The organism is Agrobacterium sp. a22-2 (assembly GCF_012276985.1).
GTDB lineage: Bacteria > Pseudomonadota > Alphaproteobacteria > Rhizobiales > Rhizobiaceae > Allorhizobium.
Genome location: NZ_JAAXMM010000009.1, coordinates 250,891 through 273,987, shown reverse-complemented (window position 1 = coordinate 273,987; position 23,097 = coordinate 250,891). Strand labels below are relative to the sequence as shown.

Sequence of the window (23,097 nt, the reverse complement as noted above, 5' to 3'; positions counted from 1 at the left end):
AGCAAACCTCTCCCGCCGCCCCCCATCCGCCCTTCGGGCACCTTCTCCCCGCGAGCGGGGAGAAGGAAAGGGGGGCCTTACTCCGCGGCCTCGGCATACTCGCTCATCGGCGGGCAGGTGCAGACGAGGTTGCGGTCGCCGTAGACATTGTCGACGCGGTTGACCGGCGACCAGTATTTGTCCACCCGGAAGGCGCCGGGCGGGAAGCAGGCCTGTTCGCGGCTATAGGGCCGGTTCCACTCGCCGACCAGGTCTTCCACCGTATGCGGGGCATTCTTCAGCGGATTGTCGGTGCGGTGCAGGGTGCCGTCCTCGATCGCCTGCGCTTCCGAGCGGATCGCCAGCATCGCCGCGCAGAACCGGTCGAGCTCGGCCTTGGTTTCCGATTCCGTCGGCTCGATCATCAGCGTGCCGGCCACCGGCCAGCTCATGGTCGGGGCGTGGAAGCCGCAATCGATCAGCCGCTTGGCGACATCGTCGACCGTGACGCCGGCACTTTCGACCAGCGGCCGGGTGTCGATGATGCACTCGTGCGCGACGCGTCCGGCCTTGGAGGTATAGAGCACCGCATAGGCGCCCTTCAGCCGGGCGGCGATATAGTTGGCGTTGAGGATCGCCACCTTGGTCGCCTGGGTCAGGCCTTCGCCGCCCATCATCAGGCAATAGGACCAGGAGATCGGCAGGATCGACGGCGAACCGTAAGGCGCAGCCGACACGGCGCCGGGGCGGCCGTCGGTGGTCGGATGGCCGGGCAGGTGGGTCGCCAGATGCGCCTTGACGCCGATCGGACCCATGCCGGGACCGCCGCCGCCATGCGGGATGCAGAAGGTCTTGTGCAGGTTGAGATGGCTGACATCCGAGCCGATATCGCCCGGCCGCGACAGGCCGACCATGGCATTCATGTTGGCGCCGTCGAGATAGACCTGGCCGCCATGGGCATGGACGATCTCGCAGATCTCCTTGACCGTCTCCTCGAACACGCCGTGCGTCGAGGGATAGGTGATCATGCAGCAGGAGAGGTTGGCCGCATGTGCTTCAGCCTTGGCGCGGAAATCGTCGAGATCGACGTCGCCATTGTCGCGGGCCTTGACCGGAATGACCGTCATGCCGGCCATCTGCGCCGAGGCCGGATTGGTACCATGCGCCGAGGTCGGGATCAGGCAGACGGTGCGATGAGTATCGCCGCGCGCGAGATGATAGTTGCGGATGGTCAGCAGGCCCGCATATTCCCCTTGCGCGCCCGAATTCGGCTGCATGGAAATGGCGTCATAGCCGGTGACCTGGCAGAGCTTTTCCGAGAGGTCGTCGATCATCTGTTTGTAGCCGAGCGCCTGGTCGACGGGGGCGAACGGATGGATATCGGCGAATTCCGGCCAGGTGATCGGCAGCATTTCCGCTGTCGCATTCAGTTTCATCGTGCAGGAGCCGAGCGGGATCATCGAGCGGTCGAGCGCCAGATCCCGGTCGGAAAGCCGGCGGATATAGCGGGTCATCTCGCTTTCGGCGCGGTTCATGTGGAAGATCGGATGGGTCAGATACTCGCTCTTGCGCAACAGGTCCTGCGGCAGGCGGTATTCCGGGTCGAAATCGGCAACCTTGAAATCGCCGCCAAAGGCCCGCCAGACCGCTTCCAGCGTCGCCGGGCGGGTCCGCTCGTCGAGGCTGATGCCGATCCTGGTGGTGCCGACGCGGCGCAGGTTGACGCCTTCGGCAACGGCGGCCCGCAGGATCAGGCCCTGCATATGGCCGACATCCAGCGTCACCGTGTCGAAGAAGGTTTTCGGCTCGACGACAAGGCCGAGTTTCTCCAGGCCCTTGACCAGCAGGACGGTCTTCTGGTGCACCTGCTGGGCAATCGCCTTCAGGCCCTTCGGCCCATGGAACACGGCATACATCGAGGCCATCACGGCCAGCAGCACCTGCGCGGTGCAGATGTTCGACGTCGCCTTTTCGCGGCGGATATGCTGTTCGCGGGTCTGCAGCGACAGGCGATAGGCGCGGTTGCCGCGCGCATCGACGGAGACACCGACGAGACGGCCCGGCATGGAGCGCTTGTAGGCATCCTTGACGGCCATATAGGCGGCATGCGGCCCGCCATAACCGACCGGCACGCCGAAGCGCTGGGTCGAGCCGATGGCGATGTCGGCGCCCATGTCGCCGGGCGAGGTCAAAAGCGTCAGCGCCAGCGGATCGGCGGCAAGGGTTGCAATCGCGCCGGTCTGGTGCAGGCGGGCGATGAGACCCGTGAAATCGCCGACATGGCCATGGGTGCCCGGATACTGGAAGATCGCCCCAAACACGTCGACCGGGTCGAGATCGGTGAACGGATTGCCGACGATCACCTGCCAACCGAGCGGGGCGGCGCGGGTCTGGATCACGGCGATGGTCTGCGGATGGCAGTTCTCGTCGACGAAGAAGGCTTTTGCCTTGGATTTCGCGACGCGCTCGGCCATCGCCATGGCTTCGGCGGCAGCGGTCGCCTCGTCGAGCAGCGAGGCATTGGCGACGTCGAGGCCGGTCAGATCGGTGATCATCGTCTGGAAGTTCAAGAGCGCCTCCAGGCGGCCTTGCGAAATCTCGGGCTGGTACGGCGTATAGGCCGTGTACCAGGCCGGATTTTCCAGGATATTGCGCTGGATGACCGGCGGGGTGATCGTGCCGTAATAGCCCTGGCCGATCAGCGAGGTCAGGACCTTGTTCTTGTTGGCCGTCTCGCGCATCGCGTCGAGCGCCTCGCGCTCGGTCATCGCGGCCCCCCAGACCAGCGGCGTGGTCTGGCGGATCGAGCCCGGCACGGTCGCATCGACCAGCGCGTCGAGGCTGTCATAGCCGATGACCTGCAACATCTCGTCCATTTCGACCGGCGAAGGGCCGATATGGCGGCGATTGGCAAAGTCGTAAGGCTGGTAATCGGTGAACTGGAATTCGGTGGGCGAGGTCATGCGATCAGCTCTTTGTAGGCAGATTCATCAAGCAATGCATCGGCATCGGCGACGTTCTTAAGTTTTAGCTTAAAGAACCAGCCGGCACCCTGCGGATCGGAATTGACCAGCGCCGGATCGTCGACGATGGCCGGGTTCACTTCCGCGATCTCGCCGTCCAGCGGACAATAGACATCCGAGGCCGCCTTGACCGATTCCACGGTTGCGGCATTGTCGGCTTTGGCAAATGTCGCGCCGACCTCCGGCAGTTCGACGAAGACCAGGTCGCCCAGCTGCTCGCTGGCATGGGTCGTGATGCCGACGGTGGCGATATCGCCTTCGATCTTCAGCCATTCATGTTCGGCGGTAAATTTCAGCATGTGTTCTCTCCGGACGTTCGTTTAACGCTTGTAGGTCGGCGTGATGAAGGGAAGGGCGGTGACGGTCATCCGCAGGTACTTGCCGCGGACCTCTGCAAAGACGGATGTGCCCGGCGCAGACAGGGCCATCGGCACATAGCCCATGGCGACAGGGCCTTCGACGGAGGGGCCGAAGCCGCCCGAGGTGACCTCGCCGATCGGCTGCGTGCCCTGCTCGTCGGCAAAGAGCGGCGCATGGGCGCGCACCGGCGCCTTGCCGTCCGGCTTCAGCCCGACGCGGCGGCGGGTGGCACCCTGGTCGAGTTCCGACAGGATGCGGGCAGAGCCCGGAAAACCGCCGGCGCGGCCGCCGCCGGTGCGGCGCGCCTTCTGGATCGCCCATTCAAGGCCGGCCTCGACCGGCGTCGTCGTGGTGTCGATGTCGTTGCCGTAAAGGCAGAGGCCGGCTTCGAGCCGCAGCGAGTCGCGGGCACCCAGCCCGATCGCCTCGCAGTCGGGATGGCCGAGCAGCGCTTTGGCGATTTCCTCGGCGCGATCGGCCGGCACGGAGATTTCAAAGCCGTCCTCGCCGGAATAGCCGGACCGCGACACGATGCAGTCGACATCGTGCAGGGCGAGGTCGCGCACATCCATGAATTTCATCTGCACGATGCCTGCCCAGAGCTCGGCGATCACCCGCTCCGCCTTCGGTCCCTGCAGCGCCAAGAGCGCCCGGTCGTCGAGAAGCTCGATGTCGCAACGGTCGGAAAGATGCGCCTGCAGATGGGCCAGATCGGCCTCCTTGCAGGAGGCATTGACGACGACGAACAGATGGTCGCCGCGATGGGTGATCATCAGGTCGTCGAGAATGCCGCCGTCCTCGTTGGTGAAAAAGCCGTAGCGCTGACGGCCCTGCTTGAGGCCGAGGATATCGACGGGCACCAGGCTTTCGAGTGCCAGTGCGGCGTCCGTGATATCGCCGGATTTCGGACGGATGATCACCTGGCCCATATGGGACACGTCGAACAGCCCGGCCTTTTCGCGGGTATGGAGATGCTCCTTCAGCACGCCGAGCGGATATTGCACCGGCATGTCATAGCCGGCAAACGGCACCATGCGGGCGCCGAGCGACAGGTGAAGGTCGTAAAGAGGTGTTTTCTTCAGGGCAGGGGTGTCGTTCGAGGAACTGTCGTTCACGAAACGCCTCCGGTTTTTGCGCTCAAGCGCGGGCTCAGTTTTGGGCGCGGTTACGCCCGGTTCATGAGCCCCCTCTGTCCGTTTGCCTGAGATTGTTATCCCTTCGGCGCGGCCTTTCCATGGCAGGAAAGACCTCTCTCCAGAGTCCTGTCGGCACCTTGTGGTCCTTTTGCCTGAGAGTTTCCGGGGCGGTTGCTCCTTCGGCACCGGAGTGAACCGGTTTCTCCCTACAAGGTTGGCTGCCATTATCGGGCTCACCCCCGGCTTGGCAAGAGGCAAGTGTCGTTGCGAAGCAATTTTTTGTCGCAAGGCACAAGGGAAATCAAAAGTGCCGCCCTGTTTGTCCTGCGACAAAGTGCGAGGGTGGCAACCGCATCATTGTCGGTTGCGAGAAGCAACAGGGCTTTGATTTTCGGATCGATTGCGTCTATGCACGAGATCGCCGAGCGGAGGACTTTCATGCGGGCTGTCAACAAGGTTTGGTCGGGATTGCTGCGCACGCTCTGTGCGGTCGCACTCCTGTCACTGGCCTTCGCCCACAAGCCGCCGCAGGTCATGGCAGCCGCGTTTGAAACCGTGTCGCTGCAATTGCCCGACGGCACCTATGCCGATCTTTGCGTCAGTGAGGCCGGCACCAAGCATCCGCTGGCCACGCAGTTCTGCGAAGCCTGCATGCTGTCGGCCTCGGCCCTGCTGCCGACCCCGGATCCCAATGGCTGGCTGCTGTCCTCCTTTGCAAGCCTTCTCAACAGTGCCGCGACCCCGTCGGATGTTCCGGTAGCACTTGCGGTCGACCGCCCGCGGTCGCGTGGACCGCCTTCGATCTCCTGATCTTCGTCGAAAAACAATCCACAAGATCCGCCGTCGATCGGCAGGCCCGGACATGCGTCGCATGGACCTGGTCAGGAGAAAACACCATGAATTCCGTTTTGAAATTCGCAGCCGTCTCGCTGCTCGCCTCGTCTGCCGCCAGCGCCGCCTTGGCCCACGCCACCTTTGCCAATGGCGAGGTCAAGCCCGAGGGTTATGTCGCCGCCGTCCTGCAGGTGCCGCATGGCTGCGACGGCAAGGCGACCAATGAAGTGCAGATCAAGCTGCCCGAGGGTTTTATCAGCGCCAAGCCGATGCCGAAGGCCGGCTGGGAGCTGGAAGTGATCACCGGCGACTACAAGAAGAGCTACGACAATCACGGCAAGGCGATCACATCGGGTGCGGTCGAAATCCGCTGGAAGAACGGCGATTTGCCGGACGGCTTCTACGATACGTTCACGGTCTACGGCAAAGTTTCGGGCATCGAAGGCGGCTCGGCGCTGCCGTTCGTCACGACGCAGCTGTGCGGAACCGACGGCAAGGTCGCCTGGGATGAAATCGCTCCGGCCGGGACCGATCCGCATTCCCTGAAGAGCCCCGCGCCGGTCTTGACGGTCGCCGCTGCCGAGGACACACAGGGCGGCCATCAGATGATGCATGGCAATATGCATGGCAACATGCAGGGCGCTGGCATGGCCGTGAGCGATCCGGGCGGCATGGCGCCGGCCAAGATCGGCGATGTCGAACTGTCGGGCGGCTTCACCAGGGCCATGCTGCCAGGCCAGCCGGTTGGTGGCGGTTTCGTGACCATTCACAATGCCGGCGCTGCCGACGACCGGCTGGTGTCGGCCGAATCGCCGTCCGCCGGCCGTGTCGAGATCCATGAAATGGTGATGCAGAACGACGTGATGAAGATGCGCCAGTTGAATGACGGTGTCGCGGTGCCGGCCGGGACCACGGTCGAACTGAAGCCGGGTGGCCTGCACCTGATGTTTATGGACGTCAAGAAGCCCTTCGTCGAAGGCGAAACGGTCGACCTCAAGCTGACCTTCGAAAAGGCCGGGACGGTCGATCTGGTCCTGCCGATCGGCCCCGCCAAGGGCAAGTAAGACCAGTCGACGGAAAAGGGACATATAAAAGCGCCGGGACCGCCTCATGGCAGTCCCGGCGTTCTTTCGTCCGGGAGGAATCAGGCTGCGGAGTTGCGATAGGCTTCCAGCGTCTGTTGAAGCGTCGCTTGCTGGTTGTTCTGCTGGCTGGCGGTCAGGAAATAGAGCGCGAGCGCCGGCGGCTGGATCACATTGAGGAGCGCGCGCAAAGAATAGTCATCGCTCTTGGCGACCTTCTCGGCGATAATCCGCGTTTCCTGCTCAACGATACTGTCGCGCACGGCTTTTTGTTGCGGCTTCAGCAAGTCGGTTGCATAGCCGGCAGTGGTTGCGGAGACGGTCAGTACCTGTGTCATGTGGATCACCAGCCCATTGTCATAAAAGTAATATATACTTCATGAATGGAAGCACCTTTAAACTGCACGTTTAAGTTTTATTCGATTTTTAGCGAAGGATCACAATGACGCAGTCGACCAATGGACCGGCTGTCCGTCTTGCCAAAGGTCGAAAATTGTTCAACCTTGGCGCAATTGGGTGAGGGGGCGGCGCTGACGGCCGGCAATGCCGGGCATCGCAGGGCGGTCCGGGCCGAGGAGGAGGAATTCATGACCATTCTTGTCGCTTATACCAGTATCGAGGGCCAGACGCGCAAGATCGCCGAGCATATCGCCGCGCAGGTCGAAAAGGCTGGCGAGCGTGCGGCGCTGTTCAATGTCGCCTCCATGGCCGAATATGCGCTGGAGCGCCCCGATGCCGCCATCCTCTGCGCGCCGATCCATGCCGGGCGTTATCCGGCGCCGTTTGTGGATTTCGTCGAGCGGGAAAAGGACTGGCTCGCCTCAGTCCCGAACGCCTTCGTCTCGGTGTCGCTGTTCATCCGCAGTGACGATGCCGCCGAACGGGAGGAAGCACTGCATTTCCCCGACGCCCTGATGGCGCAGTCCGGCTGGATGCCGGGTGCCGTGCATCACGCGGCCGGCGCCCTACGCTTCACCGAATACGACTTCTTCAAGCGCTGGATGATGAAGCGCATGGCCGAGCGCGAAGGCGCCCCGACCGATGTCGGCCACGATCACGAGTTCACCGACTGGGCGGCACTCGACGCGTTCACCGTCGATTTCGTCAGCAACGCCAAGTCGTGATAGCCGGGTGCATTCGCTCGGTTGCGGCCTTGGCGCAGGCTGAGATTTCGGCTAAGCACTGAGCCATGAATCATATGCTTCTTGTCGCCGCCGGTGGCGCGGTCGGATCCGTTGCGCGTTATGCCGTGGGCGCCTGGACGATCAGGGCCTTCGGCACCGCTTTGCCCTGGGGCACCTTCATCGTCAATATCGTGGGGTCCTTCGTGATCGGCCTGTTTGCCGAAATGGTGGCGCGCAAGTTTTCCGCCTCGCCGGAACTGCGCCTGCTGCTGATCACCGGCTTTCTCGGTGGCTTCACGACGTTTTCCGCCTTTTCGCTCGATGCGATTACGCTTATCGAACGCGGTGCGTCCACATGGGCGCTGGCCTATGTCGTCGGCAGCGTCACGCTCGCCATTGCTGCGGTGATCGCGGGATTGGCGCTTGGCCGGCAGTTTTTCTGACAGATTCCGGCTTTCGTGACGCGTAACCGGGCGTTTTTTATAGGTTCCTGTTTCCCCTTGCGGCCAAAATGCTCTAGAGGCTGCAGTTCTGGACGGAAGGCGCGGGGCGCCGAGCGGATTTTGAAAGAGTTATCATGGCGGGCATAGAGCATATCACGGTGAACGAGGACGAGGCCGGCATGCGCCTCGACCGCTGGTTCAAGGTGCACTATCCGGGCCTCGGCTTCGGCCCGCTGCAGAAGCTGCTGCGCTCCGGCCAGGTGCGCGTCGATGGCGGCCGCGTCAAGACAGATGCCCGCGTGCAACCGGGCCAGGTGGTGCGCATTCCGCCGATGGATGTCGATGCCAAGGGCGGCGGCCCGATTGCCGGTCACGACCTGAAACATGCCGGCGACCACGAATTGCTGTCGCGCATGCTGCTGCATGAGGATGAAAAGGTCATCGTGCTGAACAAGCCGGCCGGCCTTGCCGTGCAGGGCGGATCGGGCCTCAACCGTCACATCGACCAGATGCTGGAAGCCTGGACCAGCCGCAAGGGCGAAAAGCCGCGTCTGGTCCACCGCCTCGACCGCGACACGTCGGGCGTGCTGGTGGTGGCCCGCACCCGTGGCGCTGCCCAGAAGCTCACCGCCGCATTTCGCGAACGCGACACCAAGAAGACCTATTGGGCGCTGGTCAAGGGCGTGCCGCGCAAGCACGAGGACAAGATCTCCACCTGGCTGGTGAAGGACCAGACCGACGAAGGCGACCGCATGCGCATCGCCCGGCACGGCGAAGACGGCGCCGACCATGCCATTTCCTATTACCGCGTTCTCGAAACCGCGGCGCAGAGCCTCGCCTGGCTGGAGATGGAGCCCTATACCGGCCGCACCCACCAGCTGCGTGTCCACGCCCTGCATATCGGCCACCCGATCATCGGCGACCCGAAATATTTCGACGAAGACCACAATTGGGATTTCCCGGGCGGCATGCAGAAGCGTCTGCATCTCCATGCCCGCCATATCGATATTCCTCATCCGGACGGCGGGCGCCTGAAAATCACCGCGCCGCTGCCGCCCCATATGGTGCAGAGCTGGAACCTTCTGGGCCTCGATATGGAAAATGGCCGCAGGGACGACGAATGAAGCTTGTTCTGTTCGATTGCGACGGCACGCTGGTCAACAGCGCCGCCCTTATTCACGAAGTGATGGTGCGCACCTTTGCGCAGTTCGGCCATACCAGGCCGACCATGGAGAGCACCAAGTCGATCATTGGCCTGACCCTCGACATTGCCATTGCCCGCATGCTGGGCAAGCCGCATGCCGATGACGAAGCGGTGCAGATGATGGCCTGTTACAAGTCGTTCTTCCCCACCGTGCGCGCCGAAGCCGGCTATGAGGAGAGCCTCTACGACGGCATCGCAGACCTCATCTCGACGCTTGCCGCACGGGATGACATTCTGATCGGCGCGGTGACCGGCAAATCCCGGCGCGGGCTGGATCTGGTGCTGAACGGCCACGGCTTCAAGCCGCATTTCATCGTGTCGCGCACCGCGGACGATTGCCCCTCCAAGCCCCATCCGGCCATGGTGACCGAATGTTGCGACGAGACGGGCATGGATGCCGCCGACACTATCGTCGTCGGCGATGCGATCTATGACATGCAGATGGCCAAGGCGGCCGGCGCCAGGGCGCTCGGTGTCTCCTGGGGCTATGCCTCCGTCGATCAATTGCAGACGGCCGGTGCCGACGTGATCGTCGATCACCCGGCCGATATCCTGACCCACCTGAACTGAGGCAAAGTCGATGCGCGACATCCTGAGCGATCTTGGCCCCGAACTGAGCGATGCCGATCCCGTGCGCCGGGCGCAGATCCAGATGAAGAAGCCGCAGATCAAGCGGTTCTATACCGTCGTCAGCATGGAGCCCGAGGCCGATCGCGTGTCGGTGCGGCTTGATGGCCGCAGCGTCAAGACGCCGGCCAAGAAGACCCTGACGCTGCCGAATGCCGCAGCGGCCGAACTGGTGGCTGCCGAATGGCGCGCCCAGGGCGAGATCATCGAGCCCGCCACCATGCCGGTGACGCGGCTTGCCAATACCGCCATCGACGCGATTGCCGACCAGGCCGATGACGTGTTCGCCGATATCGTTCGCTATGCCGGCAACGACCTGTTGTGCTACCGCGCCGAGACACCGCAGGAACTGGTCGATCGTCAGGCGCAGGCCTGGGACCCGGTCCTGGAGTGGCTGGCGACCACCCACGGCGCCCGTTTCATCCGGGCCTCCGGTATCGTCCACCAGGCGCAGCCGGAGGACGCCATTGCGGCTTTCCGCCATGCGCTGTCGCGCTATGCGACGCCGTTCGAACTGGCGAGCCTGCATGTGGTGACCGCCATGACCGGCTCGGCGATGCTGGCTTTGGCCTTTGCCGATCAGCATCTGTCGCTCGACGAGATCTGGCAGATTGCCCATCTCGACGAGGACTGGACCGACGAGCATTGGGGTGCCGATATGGAAGCGCAGGCCCGCCGGGTGGCGCGTTATAGGGATATCGACGCGGCGGCCCGGCTTTTCAACGCCCTGCGGCCGGCGAAGTGACGCCAACCGCGCAACGGTTAATCCTTCGCTAACCATAACAGGCGAAACTTCGCGGCAACCTCATCGCGCCGTCGGGGAAGATCGCCATGGTTTGCCGCATCGTTCAAGCTGTCGTCGTGCTCGTCGCCTGCGTGCTGCTGGCCTCCTGCAGCGTGTTCAACCGCCGCCCGATCGAACGGCCGCTTTACTATGATGTCCGCGATATCTCCGTCATCGCCGATTCGCGCGTCTCGCCCGTGCTGATTGCCGGGATCGACCGGCGCATCTCCGCATCGATCGGCGCGACACGCCGGCCGGAGCCTTTGCCGCGCGTCGTTCTGGCGGTTCGCGTCGAAAACTATGCCGTTGGCACCGGCATCGGCCGCCGGCTGAATGAGGCAAGGTTCCGCGTTTCCGCCATTTCGGTGGAGAATGGCGAGACCATCGCAACCGGCGTGTTCGACGTTTACAGCACCAGCGAGAATCCGCTGATGGCCGAGGAGAGCCTCGCTGAAGAGATCGCGGCACGGGTGCGTTATGCCTTCTCGCTGACCACGCCGTCGCTGCCGAAGCCGCCAAGGGCAAGGGCCGCCACGGTTCGGCCGGTCACGTCGCCCGACGTGCCGGATGCGGCGGCAAACCCGGCGCCGGTTACGGTCGAGCCTGTGCCTGCACCGATCGATGGCGGCGTGGAAGTCTCGCCCGAAGCCCCAGGGCCAGCCCCACAGACCGGTGCGGTTTCGCCCGGAACCAATACCGAAGAGGGCGCGCTGGCGACCATCGACCTGTCGAGGCGCGGTCCGTCCAAAACGGTCGACTGCAAGAGCGCGCAAGGGCAGGCCTGCCCGCCGGCGCAGCCGTGAACGCCAGCCGCGATTGATTGACTTCACGCGGCCTTGCGCCTATTTCTGGAGTTACGAATGGTTTCCGAACCCGTGTGATGCGGATCGGGAAGCAAAAGGGAATACGACGGCATGGACCCAATCCGGGCATGCCGGAAGTAGCCGACCCCGCGACTGTAGAACAGCGAGGGTCTTTCGTCCTTTTGACACCGTCGCGTTGCCGATCGTCCGCCTGGTGCGGGCAGGGGCGCGGCGATCACGGAAGGAAAAGCCACTGGAGTGGCCATGCGATCTGCCGGGGCTGGACGCCTCTATCATCTACGAATCGTCCACCTTTTCGCAAAGCCAGACACTCCGGGAAGGCGAGAAAGACCCGCTGGCGTCTAGCCGGAGGAACTGATGTCATCGACGTCATTCGTCCGGCTCAAGCGCCTGAAGCTGCGAGCCAGGAGACCTGCCTTTCGTGCCGGGCACATGCCCAAGACTGGGGGAGTTTTCCCCGTTGCCTGCACGGAGGTTGGCGTGGCGACAGATCGTTTCAACGGGACAGGACTGTCCCGCGCCGGCCGGTATTCCGGCTCTTGTGATTGCGCAGGCGCTCCGCGACCGGAGGCGTTCGCATGACCCTTTCCTATACTCATGTGACCCTCATATCCGCAGCTGTCCTTGTGCTCGCCGGGCTGGGCTTCGCCCTGTTTCCGCGCGGCTTTGCCGAGCCTGCCGATTCCGTCGTGACGGGCTCGACAGGTCCGTCGACCGACCGTGCTGCGTCAGAAAATTCGCTCGCCGACCCTGAAGGCAAATGGCAGCCGACCCCATGGCCGGCCTTCGCGCCGCGCTCCGGTGGCCTCTATGCCGCCCCTGGCGCCGACGACTGAGCCATGGAAAACACAGCACACCGCAGCCTCCTGGTGCTGGGAGGCGCCCGTTCGGGCAAATCCCGTTTCGCCGAGGGCCTTGCCATCGAGGCCGGGCTCGAGCGCCACTATATCGCCACCGGCCGCGCCTTCGACGACGAAATGCGGGATCGTATCGCGCAGCACAAGGCTGATCGCACTGGGCGCGGCTGGACCACCCATGAGGAACCGCTGGCGCTCACCGAGACGCTGACCCGCATCGATGCTCCGGGCCGCGTCGTGCTGGTCGATTGTCTGACGCTGTGGGTCACCAATCTGATGATGGAGGAGCGCGATGTCGCCGCAGACAGTGCCGCACTGGCGGCGCTGCTGCCGGGCCTGAAGGCGACCGTCATCCTCGTCTCCAACGAAGTCGGGCTCGGCATCGTGCCCGACAACGCCATGGCGCGCGCCTTTCGCGATCACGCCGGGCGCCTGCACCAGATCGTCGCCGAACAGGCGACCAATGTCTATTTCGTCGCGGCCGGATTGCCGCTGAAAATGAAGGGTTGAACCAATGCTGCAATCGAAAATCCCCGCCACCGTCATCACCGGCTTTTTGGGCGCCGGCAAGACGACCATCATCCGCAACATGCTGATGAATGCCGGCGGCAAGAAGATCGCGCTGATCATCAACGAATTCGGCGATCTCGGCGTCGATGGCGACGTGCTGAAGGGCTGCGGTGCCGACAATTGCACCGAGGACGACATTATCGAGCTGACCAATGGCTGCATCTGCTGCACGGTGGCCGACGATTTCATTCCGACCATGCAGAAGCTTCTGGAGCGCGGCGTGCTGCCGGATCATATCGTCATCGAGACCTCGGGCCTGGCTTTGCCGCAGCCGCTGGTCACTGCCTTCAACTGGCCGGATATCCGCACCCGCGTCACCGTCGACGGAGTCATCACCGTGGTCGACAGTGCCGCGGTGGCCGCCGGCCGGTTCGCCGACGATCACGACAAGGTGGCGACGCAACGCGCCGAGGACGACAGCCTCGACCATGACAGCCCGATCGAGGAACTGTTCGAGGACCAGTTGACCTGCGCCGACCTGATCGTGCTCAACAAGACCGATCTGCTCGACGCTGCCGGCATTGCTGCCGTGCGCGCCGAAGTGAGCGCCCGCGTCAAGCGCAAGCCGACCATGGTGGAAGCCCGCAATGGCGAGGTGCCGTCGATGGTGCTGCTGGGTCTCGGAGCCGGTTCCGAAGACGATATCGACAACCGCAAGTCCCATCACGAGCTGGAACATGAGGCGCTGCACGACAGCGGCGAGGCCCATGACCATCATCACGATCACGACGAATTCGAAAGCTTCGTGCTGAAGCTCGGTTCGATCGCCGATCCCGCAGCCTTTGTCGACCGGCTGGTGCCGGTCATCGAGACCCACGACATCCTGCGCCTGAAGGGCTTCATCGACGTGCCCGGCAAGCCGATGCGTCTGGTGATCCAGGCCGTCGGCAGCCGCATCGACACCTATTTCGACCGGCCCTGGACCTCGGGCGAAAAGCGCGAGACCCGCCTGGTGGTGATCGGCCTGCATGACTGGGATTTTGCAGCTGTGGTCGAGGCCGTCGAGAAGGCGGTCTGATCCATGCACCTGCTGCTCGCCCAGAAAGGTTCGATTGCCGACGGCGAAGAGGCGATCGACCTCGGCCAGACGCCGGGCGACATTCTCTTCCTGTCGGCGGCCGATACCGAGCTTGCGGCCATCGCCGCAGCCGTGGCTGCCCGCGCCGAAGGCCCGAGCTTTCGGCTGGCAAGCCTGATGAGCCTGAAGCATCCGATGTCGGTCGACACCTATGTCGAGCGCACGGCGCGCCATGCCCGGCTGATCGTGGTGCGGGCACTGGGCGGCGCCAGCTATTTCCACTATGCGCTGGAGGCCCTGCATGCGGCGGCCCGCCGCTCGGGCGCGGCGATCGCCGTGCTGCCCGGCGACGACAAGCCGGACGAGGGGCTTGCCGCGTTTTCGACGGTCTCTCCCGAAGACCTCGCCGCCTTGTGGTCCTACCTGATCGAGGGTGGCGACGCCAATGCACGGGCTTTCACCGACTATGCCGCAGCCTTGATCGGCCACGGCGACCGCCCGCAGCCGGCAGCGCCATTGCTGAAAGCCGGCATCTGGTGGCCGGGCAGGGGCGTGGTCGGGGTGGAGGAGTGGAAAGGCCTTGTGGCCGTTGCCCCCTCATTCCCGGCGCAACATGTTGCGCCTGCCGCTTCGGGCCACCTTCTCCCCGCTGGGCAAACGGCCCATCCTGGGGCCTTGTCGCGGGATCCAATGATACCCCCCTCTGGCCTGCCGGCCATCTCCCCCTCAAGGGGGGAGATCGGACGCGGAAACCACGCCACGCCACCTCCAGAGCTGGCATTTGTGGAAAGGGTTTCTGAAGGCATGGTGCCCGATGAAGCTGGGAACGCCTGCCGCGAGTCGATCTCCCCTCTTGAGGGGGAGATGGCCGGCAGGCCAGAGGGGGGTGAACACACGCCAGCCCCCATCATCGCCCTCTGCTTCTACCGCGCCCTCGTGCAAAGCGGCGAGACCAGGCCGGTGGAGGCAATGATCGAGGCGCTGCGGGCCGAGGGACTGATCGCCCTGCCGGTGTTCGTCTCCAGCCTCAAGGATGCCGTGTCCGTCGAGACACTGCGGGCCATCTTTGCCGAAGCGCCGCCGACCGTAGTGGTCAACGCCACCGGCTTTGCCGTCTCGGCCCCCGGCGCCAGGCGCATCTCGACCGTTCTCGACGAGGGCGGCGCGGTCGTGCTGCAGGCGCTGTTTTCGAGCTCGACCCGCGAGGCCTGGGCCGCGTCCTCGCAGGGGCTCTCTGCCCGCGACCTCGCCATGAACGTGGCGCTGCCGGAGGTCGATGGTCGCGTCATGACCCGCGCCGTCTCCTTCAAGGCCGCTGCCCGTTTCGATGCCCGCGTCGAAGCCAATATCGTCACCCACGCCCCGGATGCCGACCGTTGTGCTTTTGTAGCCAGGCTCGCCGCCAACTGGGCGCGCCTGCGCAAGGCAGCACCGCCAGAGCGCAGGGTCGCTGTGATCCTCGCCAACTACCCCAACCGCGACGGCCGCCTCGGCAATGGCGTCGGCCTCGATACGCCGGCCGGCACGATCGAGGTATTGCGCGCCATGCAATCCGCCGGCTATGCGGTCGGCGATCTGCCCGCCGATGGCGATGCGCTGATCAACCATCTGATGGCCGGTCCGACCAATGCGGCGACCCACGGCCGCGAGATCCGCGAAACCCTTTCATTCAACGATTATATTAGCTTCTTCGAATCTCTTCCCGGATCTGTTCAGGATACGATTACCGCCCGTTGGGGCGATCCCCCGACCGATCCATTCTTTCTGGACGGGTGCTTTGCCCTGCCGCTGTCGCGCTTCGGCAATGTCGTCGTCGGCATTCAGCCGGCCCGTGGCTACAATATCGATCCCAAGGAAACCTATCATTCTCCGGATCTGGTGCCGCCGCACGGTTATCTCGCCTTCTACGCCTATCTGCGGACGAAGATGGATGTCCATGCGGTGATCCACATGGGCAAGCACGGCAATCTGGAATGGCTGCCGGGCAAGGCGCTGGCGCTGTCTGAGACCTGTTATCCCGAAGCCATCCTCGGGCCGCTGCCGCATCTCTATCCCTTCATCGTCAACGATCCCGGCGAAGGCACGCAGGCCAAGCGCCGCACGGCGGCTGTCATCATCGATCACCTGACGCCGCCGCTGACCCGCGCCGAGAGTTATGGGCCGCTGAAGGATCTGGAGGCGCTGGTCGACGAATATTATGAGGCCGCCGGCGGCGATCCCAGGCGGCTGCGCCTGCTGAAGAAGCAGATCCTCGATCTGATTGCCGATATCGGCCTCGACCAGGATGCAGGCATCGCCAAGGGCGAGGCGGAGGATACGGCGCTCGAAAAGCTCGACGCCTATCTCTGCGACCTCAAGGAAATGCAGATCCGCGACGGGCTGCACATTTTCGGCCTGGCGCCGGAGGGCCGCTTGCTGACCGACCTGACCGTGGCGCTGGCCCGTGTCCCGCGGGCCTTGGGGCAGGGCGGCGACCAGAGCTTGCAGCGGGCGATTGCGGGGGATTTCCTTGCGAAGGAAAACCCCTCCCCAACCCCTCCCCACAAGGGGGAGGGGCTTCCGCTCGAGCCTGACGCTGCCGTCGAAACCCACGGTAAGCCGCGGGTTTTCTCCCCCCTTGTGGGGGAGATGGCCGGCAGGCCAGAGGGGGAACTTTCCGACAGCGCCGCTGATTTCGACCCCCTCGACTGCACCATGTCCGATCCGTGGACCGGCCCGAAACCGCAGATCCTCGCCGCTCTCTCCGACGCCCCCTGGCGCACCCAGGGCGACACCGTCGAGCGTATCGAGCGTCTGGCAGCAAGGCTGGTGGACGGAACGCTGGCGTGCCCCGACGACTGGCAACAGACCCGCGCCGTGCTCGACGAGATCGAAACGCGGCTCAAACCATCGATTGTCCGCTCCGGGCCTGCCGAAATCGCCGGCCTGCTGACCGGGCTTGACGGCTGCTTCGTGGCGCCCGGCCCCTCCGGTGCGCCGACCCGTGGCCGCCCGGACGTGCTGCCGACCGGCCGCAATTTCTACTCGGTCGACAGCCGCGCCGTGCCGACGCCGGCGGCCTATGAACTGGGCAAGAAATCCGCCGAACTGCTGGTCATCCGTTATGCCCAGGACCATGGCGAATGGCCGACCTCGCTCGGCATCACCGCCTGGGGCACGTCCAACATGCGCACCGGCGGCGACGACATAGCGCAGGCTCTGGCGCTGATCGGCGTCAAGCCGCTGTGGGACATGGCCTCGCGCCGCGTCACCGGTTTCGAGATCCTGCCGCAGGCGATGCTCAGCCGGCCGCGCGTCGATGTCACCCTGCGCATCTCCGGCTTCTTCCGCGATGCCTTTCCCGAGCAGATCGCTTTGTTCGACAAGGCGGTGCGGGCGGTCGGGACGCTTAACGAGGACGATGCCGACAACCCGATCGCCGCCCGCATGCGGACCGAGACGGCGTATCTGATCCAGAAGGGCCTGAGCGACGCGGACGCTGCCCGCCGCGCCGGCTACCGGGTCTTCGGATCCAAGCCGGGTGCCTATGGCGCCGGCCTGCAGGCACTGATCGACGAAAAGGGCTGGCAGAACCGCGCCGATCTGGCCGAGGCCTATCTCGTCTGGGGCTCCTATGCCTATGGCGCCGGCAGCGAAGGCAATGCCGAGCGCGGCCTGTTCGAGGAGCGCCTGCGGTCTGTCGAGGCCGTGGTGCAGAACCAGGACAATCGCGAACATGATCTGCTCGACAGCGACGACTATTACCAGTTCGAAGGCGGCATGACCGCGGCGATCGAGTTTGTCGCCGGCAAACGCCCCAGCGTCTACCACAACGACCATTCCCGGCCGGAGAAGCCGGTGATCCGCAGCCTTGAGGAAGAAATCGCCCGCGTCGTGCGCGCCCGCGTCGTCAATCCGAAATGGATCGACGGCGTCATGCGCCACGGCTACAAGGGTGCTTTCGAGATCGCCGCCACCGTCGACTACATGTTCGCCTTTTCGGCAACCACCGGCGCCGTGCGCGACCACCATTTCGAGGCGGTCTATCAGGCCTTTGTTGTTGATGAACGGGTGCGCGATTTCATGGCGGACAAGAACCCGGCCGCGCTGAAGGAAATGGCCGAACGCCTCAAGGAAGCGATCGACCGCGGCTTGTGGACGCCCCGCAGCAATTCGGCGATGTTCGATCTTTCGCGGCTGGCACGCGGTGGCGCCGATGCTTGAAGCCGACTGTGAAAAGATGTACATGAAGATGTACGTGGAGGTATGCTGATGGCCCATGTGAATGTCAGTGAATTTCGCCAGAACCTCGCATCGCATCTGGATGAGGTGGCCGACAGTCGTGCGCCCCTGGTGGTCACCCGCGGCAAGGGCAAGTCGGTCGTCGTGCTTTCGGAAGAAGAATATGACAGCATGGTCGAGACCCTGCATCTGCTGGCCAGCCCGATCAATGCCGAACGTCTGCGCTCGTCGATCGCCGAACTCGATGCAGGGCAGGGCGCCGAACGGCAACTGTCCGGCGAGCAGCCGTGAGGCTCGTCTGGTCGGAGAAGTCCTGGGCGGACTATCTCCACTGGCAGGAGGCGGATCGCGCCATGGTCGTCAAGATCAATGTCCTGATCCGGGAGTGCCTTCGGACACCCTTTTCCGGCACCGGCAAACCCGAACCACTGAAGGGCGAGTTTCAGGGCTTCTGGTCAAGGCGGATCACCGGAGAGCACCGGTTGGTCTATCGGATGAGCGGCTCAGGCGACTCACAGGAACTGCAGATCGCGGCGTGCCGCTATCACTACCGTTGACATGAAGGAGAAGAAGGCGATGAGCGACGCACACCAAGGCAGCGAGGCCGATCTCGCCCGCCACGCCGAGAAGATGGCCAAGAAGAAGGCGGCCCGTGAGAAGATCATGGCGACCAAGACAGGCGAAAAGGGCCTGGTGATCGTCCATACCGGCAAGGGCAAGGGCAAGTCGTCGGCGGCCTTCGGCATGATCTTCCGCCACATCGCCCATGGCCGGAAATGTGCGGTCGTGCAGTTCATCAAGGGCGCCATGTCGACCGGCGAGCGCGACCTGATCCTCAAGCACTTTTCCGACCTGTGCGAATTCCACACCATGGGCGAGGGTTTCACCTGGGAAACCCAGGACAAGGCCCGCGACGTGGCGATGGCAAGAGCCGCCTGGGACAAGGCCAAGGACCTGATCCGCGACGAGAGCAATGCCATGGTGCTGCTCGACGAGATCAACATCGCGCTGCGCTACGACTATATCGACATTGCAGAAGTGGTCGAGTTCCTGAAAACCGAAAAGCCTGAGATGACCCATGTCGTCCTGACCGGCCGCAATGCCAAGGAGGAACTGATCGAGGTCGCCGATCTGGTCACCGAGATGGAATTGCTGAAACACCCGTTCCGCTCCGGCATCAAGGCACAGATCGGCGTCGAATTCTGATGAGCCAGAGCTGGATTTTCTGGGCGCTGCTGTCGGCGGGCTTTGCCGCCCTGACGGCGATCTTCGCCAAGGTCGGCGTGGCCGGCGTCAATTCCGATCTGGCGACCCTGTTCCGCACGGTGATCATCTTCGTCGTCCTGTCGGGCATCGTCATCGCCACAGGCCAGTGGCAGCCGCTGTCGTCGATCACCGGCCGTACCTGGATCTTCCTTTGCCTGTCCGGACTGGCGACCGGTGCGTCGTGGGTCGCCTATTTCCGCGCCTTGAAGCTCGGCGATGCTGCCCGCGTCGCGCCGATCGACAAGCTCTCCATCGTTCTCGTGGCAATCTTTGCGGCGATCTTCCTCGGCGAGAAACTCAGCCTCGCCGCCTGGGGCGGTGTCGCCCTGATCGGAGCCGGTGCGGTAGTCGTCGCGGTGTTCTAGGGATCAGCGGAGTTTGTCGTCTGGTAGCATCCGGCTGTGCAATATGGCGAGCACTTCGATGAAATCACCGGAAATCCTGTAAAAAATGACGTGTTCTCCTTCTGGAAAGCAGACAAGGCCTTCGCGAATATCGGGGCGCGGTCTCCCTAAGCGAGGGTTCTCCGCGAGCCATTCGATGCGCCATTTCAGTTTTGCGATATAGAGCCTGCGCTGTTTATTTCCCCATATCTTTCCGGTGTAGCGGTTGATCGATCTTAGATCATCCGCCGCCTTTGGGCTGAGATGAAACGGCGGATCACCGCTCCTCTTGTTCGACATCTTCGTCAAGAAGGCGTTGGAGAAATCCATCTTCCGCAAATTCGCCGCGCTCCGCCTGCTGCCAGCCGATATCGATCTCGCGGCGCAGAACGTCGAGCTTGTTCTCTCGCTCTTGCAACCCCTGCAACGCGTCGCGCACCACCTCGTCGGCGGAGGCGTAACGTCCGCTGGTCACTTGCGCTTCGATGAAATCTTCCCAGTGGGGGCCGAGATTGAGGGCCGTCTTTGCCATCGACAGTCTCCGAGGTCAGTCGTCAGAACAATCGGAATATAGATCAAGCAGCAGAGCTTGCAAAGTTGCCCGTTTCAGACGCCGAGCCACACCCGCACCGGATTGGCGGGATCGGCCAGAAGCCGGATGGCCATGGCGAGGCAGGAGACGATCAGCAGCGGCTTGATGATCTTCGCGCCGCTTTTCATCGCGAAGCGCGATCCGACCTGGGCGCCGAGAAACTGGCCGAGGCCCATCAAGAGGCCGATCTTCCAGAGAACCGCGCCGCTGAACAGGAAGACCAGAAACGCGCCGGCATTCGATCCGAGATTGAGAAGTTTCGTATGGGCCGTCGCCTTCAGCATGCCAAAGCCTGCCAGCGACACGAAGGCCAGCATGAAGAATGATCCCGTTCCGGGACCGAAAATGCCATCGTAAAAACCGATCAGCGGCACGAAGGTCAGGCCGAACAGCAGGGCCGAAATACGGCGATGGCTGTCGAGATCGCTGAGGTTTGGTTTCAGGGCGAAATAGAGCGCAATGGCGACCAGCAGAAAGGGCATGATGGCGCGCAACACGTCGCCGGGCACGATGATGGCAAGGGCTGCACCCAGCGCCCCGCCGAGCGTCGCCATGGCGGCCATCGGCAATTGTGCCTTCAGATCGACATGGCCGCGCCGCGCATAGGCAATGGTCGCCGATGCTGCGCCGAATTGCGATTGCAGCTTGTTGGTGCCGAGCGTCTCCAGCGGCGGAATGCCGGCAATCAGCATGGCAGGGATGGTGATCAACCCGCCGCCGCCGGCAATCGAATCGACGAAACCGGCAAAGAAGGCGGCAATGAACAGCAGGAGCAGCGTATGAAACAGGATGTCGGGCAAGGTAAAGGTCCGCCGGGAGGAAAACGACAGGCGGATGTCTTCGCCTGAACGCTCCCTATGGCACAAACCGGATGGCACAAAAAGCCCGATCGTCGCGCTCTTTGACGTCTATCGCTCCGCCGACCGGAGTTTGCCCGGCTCCGGCAGCAATCACATGCCTTTGACGAGATTGCCCAGCAGCAGGAGAACGAAGGCAGCCGTCATGATCCAGAACGACGGAACAGCCGTAAACGGCAGAATATTCAGGAAAATCAACAATGCCGCAATGGCAAGCAGAACCGCGATGACAAAAATGGCCTGGGTGGGGCGGCTCAGATACATGGTGTGGTTCTCCAGATGGACGGTCCTTGAGGTCAGGACGACGTCCTATAATGCCGTGGATGCGCGAAGGTTCCATGACGACATGAAAAACCGTCTCGGGAAAGCTCTGCCGTCGACCGCTGCCGTTCGCGCGCGGATGACCCACAGAATGGCGCAAACAGGTTTGACCTGATGGCGCCGACTGGATAAACCTCTTGCCGATGTGCGACGGCGCCTGTTTGACAGGCTGGAAAATAGTCCGGTGCGGCCGACCCAATCAGGGGGCCAGATCCGGAGCTGTCCCAATGGCCACAGAACCGATTGCGTTCTGGCGCTTCGTACATGGTGTTGGAACGAAGCAGGGAGGCCTATCAGAACAATGGCTGAAAAACTCGGTATCATGGTCTGCGGTCACGGCAGCCGCAACCAGAATGCGGCCCGTGAATTCGCGGTGATCGCGGAAGCTCTGCGAGCCCGCAATCCCGATATGCCGGTCGAATACGGCTACCTCGAATTCTGCAATCCGGTGATCTCGGCGGGCCTCGACAGCCTACGCGGCCAGGGCGTGACGCGGGTGCTGGCCATTCCCGGCATGCTGTTTGCCGCCGGCCACGCCAAGAATGACATCCCGTCGGTGCTCAATACCTACCAGGCCCAGAACCCCGGCATGGTCATCAACTATGGCCGCGAACTCGGCATTGATCTCAAGATGATTCGCGCCGCCGGCGACCGCATCCAGGAGGCGGTCGATGCCGCCAATGCGGAACTTGGGCCCGTCGACAAACACGAGACGCTGCTGATGGTGGTCGGCCGCGGCTCGTCGGATCCGGACGCCAATTCCAATGCGACCAAGGTCATGCGCATGCTGTGGGAAGGCATGGGCTTTGGCTGGGGCGAGACCTGCTATTCCGGCGTCACCTTTCCGCTGGTCGAGCCGGGCCTGACCCATGCCGCCAAGCTCGGCTACAAGCGCATCATCGTCTTTCCGTATTTCCTGTTCACCGGCGTGCTGGTCAAGCGCATCTACAGCTATACCGACGAAGTCGCCGCCCGCCATCCGGAGATCCAGTTCGTCAAGGCGAGCTATCTCAACGATCACCCGCTGGTGCTCGACGCCTTCCAGGATCGCGTCGGAGAGGTGCTCGAAGGCGCGGCGCTGATGAACTGCCAGATGTGCAAATATCGCGAGCAGGTGCTGGGTTTCGAGGCCGATGTCGGCCAGCCCCAGGAAAGCCACCACCACCATGTCGAAGGCATCGGCGGCGGGTTGGAGGACTGTCCGTGCCAGGGCGATTGCGATGCGGCCTGCCGCGAGGAGGAGTTCTGCCGCGAACACGGCCTGCCGTGGACGCCGCTGCATTCCCATGCCGAACCCAACCCGCTGGAGCCGGCCTTCGACTATACGCCCTCGACGACGCTGGGCGGCAAATATGCCCATCTGATGAATGCCAGCCCCGATGCCGGGCTGGAAGCGGTGATGAACGCACCCTCCAGCGGCAAGGCGCCGGCCCACGAGCATGGCCCCAACTGCGGCTGCGGGCATGATCATGCACACGACCATCATGGACATAGCCATGACCATGGGCACGATCATGGTCATCACCACGCCCCGTATCCCCATGCTGACCATCCGCTGGGGCCAAAATCGATGCAGAAGAAAAAGTAATGGG

The 23,097-nt window shown here is 63.4% G+C and carries 25 protein-coding genes and 2 riboswitches; of the genes, 17 read left to right on the top strand and 8 right to left on the bottom strand.

The features are described from left to right. Positions 1-77: 77 nt before the first annotated feature. The 3 genes from gcvP to gcvT are packed head-to-tail and all read right to left on the bottom strand — an operon-like array spanning position 78 to position 4,477. Positions 78-2,942 (bottom strand): aminomethyl-transferring glycine dehydrogenase, encoded by a 2,865-nt coding sequence (gcvP, locus tag HFC70_RS16140; RefSeq protein ID WP_168474291.1) that lies wholly within the window; start codon positions 2,940-2,942, stop codon positions 78-80. Beyond that, positions 2,939-3,301, bottom strand: coding sequence for a glycine cleavage system protein GcvH (gene gcvH, locus HFC70_RS16135; protein ID WP_168474290.1), 363 nt, complete (start codon positions 3,299-3,301; stop codon positions 2,939-2,941). Before gcvH ends, gcvP begins: the two co-directional genes overlap by 4 nt. Before the next feature lie 21 nt (positions 3,302-3,322). Then, positions 3,323-4,477: a glycine cleavage system aminomethyltransferase GcvT gene (gcvT, locus tag HFC70_RS16130; protein ID WP_168474289.1), complete on the bottom strand. Its 1,155-nt coding sequence runs from the start codon at positions 4,475-4,477 to the stop codon at positions 3,323-3,325. 151 nt (positions 4,478-4,628) lie between these two features. After that, a riboswitch (glycine riboswitch) is annotated at positions 4,629-4,717 on the bottom strand. A 219-nt stretch (positions 4,718-4,936) separates the two neighbouring features. On the opposite strand from gcvT, the gene HFC70_RS16125 reads away from it, so the two are divergent. Both HFC70_RS16125 and HFC70_RS16120 read left to right on the top strand, forming a co-directional pair. Then, a complete protein-coding gene (locus HFC70_RS16125) occupies positions 4,937-5,308 on the top strand; it encodes a hypothetical protein (RefSeq protein ID WP_168474288.1) in 372 nt (123 codons plus the stop codon). Between the two features lie 86 nt (positions 5,309-5,394). Further along, positions 5,395-6,396 carry a copper chaperone PCu(A)C gene (locus HFC70_RS16120; RefSeq protein WP_168474287.1) on the top strand — a complete coding sequence of 334 codons (1,002 nt, stop codon included), beginning with the start codon at positions 5,395-5,397 and terminating at the stop codon, positions 6,394-6,396. Positions 6,397-6,476: 80 nt separating this feature from the next. Here HFC70_RS16120 and HFC70_RS16115 read toward each other — a convergent pair whose 3' ends face one another. After that, a complete protein-coding gene (locus HFC70_RS16115) occupies positions 6,477-6,752 on the bottom strand; it encodes a hypothetical protein (protein WP_168474286.1) in 276 nt (91 codons plus the stop codon). A 249-nt stretch (positions 6,753-7,001) separates the two neighbouring features. Here HFC70_RS16115 and HFC70_RS16110 point away from each other — a divergent pair, with 249 nt between their 5' ends. The 14 genes from HFC70_RS16110 (at position 7,002) to HFC70_RS16045 (ending at position 19,717) form a co-directional block, all read left to right on the top strand. Next, the gene (locus tag HFC70_RS16110; protein ID WP_168474285.1) at positions 7,002-7,538 is read left to right on the top strand and encodes a flavodoxin domain-containing protein; all 537 of its coding nucleotides are present in this window, start codon (positions 7,002-7,004) and stop codon (positions 7,536-7,538) included. 65 nt (positions 7,539-7,603) lie between these two features. Then, positions 7,604-7,981, top strand: coding sequence for a fluoride efflux transporter CrcB (crcB, locus tag HFC70_RS16105; protein WP_168474284.1), 378 nt, complete (start codon positions 7,604-7,606; stop codon positions 7,979-7,981). Positions 7,982-8,115: 134 nt separating this feature from the next. Beyond that, on the top strand, positions 8,116-9,105 hold the full coding sequence (locus tag HFC70_RS16100; RefSeq protein WP_168474283.1) for an RluA family pseudouridine synthase: 990 nt from the start codon (positions 8,116-8,118) through the stop codon (positions 9,103-9,105). Beyond that, entirely contained in the window at positions 9,102-9,755 is a 654-nt protein-coding gene (locus HFC70_RS16095; protein ID WP_168474282.1) for an HAD-IA family hydrolase, read from the top strand. Before HFC70_RS16100 ends, HFC70_RS16095 begins: the two co-directional genes overlap by 4 nt. 10 nt (positions 9,756-9,765) lie before the next feature. Next, positions 9,766-10,557, top strand: a complete 792-nt coding sequence (locus HFC70_RS16090) for an ATP12 family chaperone protein (protein ID WP_168474281.1) — start codon at positions 9,766-9,768, stop codon at positions 10,555-10,557. Between the two features lie 86 nt (positions 10,558-10,643). After that, positions 10,644-11,399 carry a hypothetical protein gene (locus HFC70_RS16085; protein WP_168474280.1) on the top strand — a complete coding sequence of 252 codons (756 nt, stop codon included), beginning with the start codon at positions 10,644-10,646 and terminating at the stop codon, positions 11,397-11,399. A 41-nt stretch (positions 11,400-11,440) separates the two neighbouring features. After that, positions 11,441-11,855, top strand: a riboswitch (cobalamin riboswitch). Positions 11,856-11,998: 143 nt separating this feature from the next. Beyond that, complete coding sequence (locus HFC70_RS16080; RefSeq protein WP_168474279.1) at positions 11,999-12,256, top strand: hypothetical protein; 258 nt, start codon at positions 11,999-12,001, stop codon at positions 12,254-12,256. A 3-nt stretch (positions 12,257-12,259) separates the two neighbouring features. Beyond that, positions 12,260-12,787, top strand: a complete 528-nt coding sequence (cobU, locus tag HFC70_RS16075; protein ID WP_168474278.1) for a bifunctional adenosylcobinamide kinase/adenosylcobinamide-phosphate guanylyltransferase — start codon at positions 12,260-12,262, stop codon at positions 12,785-12,787. Between the two features lie 4 nt (positions 12,788-12,791). Continuing rightward, on the top strand, positions 12,792-13,865 hold the full coding sequence (gene cobW / locus HFC70_RS16070) for a cobalamin biosynthesis protein CobW (RefSeq protein ID WP_168474277.1): 1,074 nt from the start codon (positions 12,792-12,794) through the stop codon (positions 13,863-13,865). A gap of 3 nt (positions 13,866-13,868) precedes the next feature. Continuing rightward, positions 13,869-18,068 (top strand): cobaltochelatase subunit CobN, encoded by a 4,200-nt coding sequence (gene cobN / locus HFC70_RS16065; RefSeq protein WP_168474276.1) that lies wholly within the window; start codon positions 13,869-13,871, stop codon positions 18,066-18,068. 48 nt (positions 18,069-18,116) lie between these two features. Next, positions 18,117-18,377, top strand: coding sequence for a type II toxin-antitoxin system Phd/YefM family antitoxin (locus tag HFC70_RS16060; RefSeq protein WP_168474275.1), 261 nt, complete (start codon positions 18,117-18,119; stop codon positions 18,375-18,377). After that, complete coding sequence (locus HFC70_RS16055; protein ID WP_168474274.1) at positions 18,374-18,643, top strand: Txe/YoeB family addiction module toxin; 270 nt, start codon at positions 18,374-18,376, stop codon at positions 18,641-18,643. The genes HFC70_RS16060 and HFC70_RS16055 overlap by 4 nt, the downstream gene beginning before the upstream one ends. Before the next feature lie 19 nt (positions 18,644-18,662). Beyond that, positions 18,663-19,292: a cob(I)yrinic acid a,c-diamide adenosyltransferase gene (gene cobO, locus HFC70_RS16050; RefSeq protein WP_168474273.1), complete on the top strand. Its 630-nt coding sequence runs from the start codon at positions 18,663-18,665 to the stop codon at positions 19,290-19,292. Then, complete coding sequence (locus tag HFC70_RS16045; RefSeq protein WP_168474272.1) at positions 19,292-19,717, top strand: EamA family transporter; 426 nt, start codon at positions 19,292-19,294, stop codon at positions 19,715-19,717. The genes cobO and HFC70_RS16045 overlap by 1 nt, the downstream gene beginning before the upstream one ends. 3 nt (positions 19,718-19,720) lie before the next feature. Here the strand turns inward: HFC70_RS16045 and HFC70_RS16040 are convergent, their stop codons facing one another. From HFC70_RS16040 to HFC70_RS16025, 4 genes are all read right to left on the bottom strand, one after another. Beyond that, positions 19,721-20,065 carry a type II toxin-antitoxin system RelE/ParE family toxin gene (locus HFC70_RS16040; RefSeq protein WP_210259287.1) on the bottom strand — a complete coding sequence of 115 codons (345 nt, stop codon included), beginning with the start codon at positions 20,063-20,065 and terminating at the stop codon, positions 19,721-19,723. Next, positions 20,013-20,267, bottom strand: coding sequence for a type II toxin-antitoxin system ParD family antitoxin (locus HFC70_RS16035; RefSeq protein WP_168474271.1), 255 nt, complete (start codon positions 20,265-20,267; stop codon positions 20,013-20,015). Before HFC70_RS16035 ends, HFC70_RS16040 begins: the two co-directional genes overlap by 53 nt. Before the next feature lie 74 nt (positions 20,268-20,341). Further along, entirely contained in the window at positions 20,342-21,127 is a 786-nt protein-coding gene (locus HFC70_RS16030; RefSeq protein ID WP_168474270.1) for a TSUP family transporter, read from the bottom strand. 150 nt (positions 21,128-21,277) lie between these two features. Beyond that, positions 21,278-21,448 carry a hypothetical protein gene (locus HFC70_RS16025; RefSeq protein ID WP_168474269.1) on the bottom strand — a complete coding sequence of 57 codons (171 nt, stop codon included), beginning with the start codon at positions 21,446-21,448 and terminating at the stop codon, positions 21,278-21,280. Positions 21,449-21,806: 358 nt separating this feature from the next. Here HFC70_RS16025 and HFC70_RS16020 point away from each other — a divergent pair, with 358 nt between their 5' ends. Beyond that, positions 21,807-23,093 (top strand): sirohydrochlorin chelatase, encoded by a 1,287-nt coding sequence (locus HFC70_RS16020; RefSeq protein WP_168474268.1) that lies wholly within the window; start codon positions 21,807-21,809, stop codon positions 23,091-23,093. Positions 23,094-23,097: the final 4 nt, after the last annotated feature.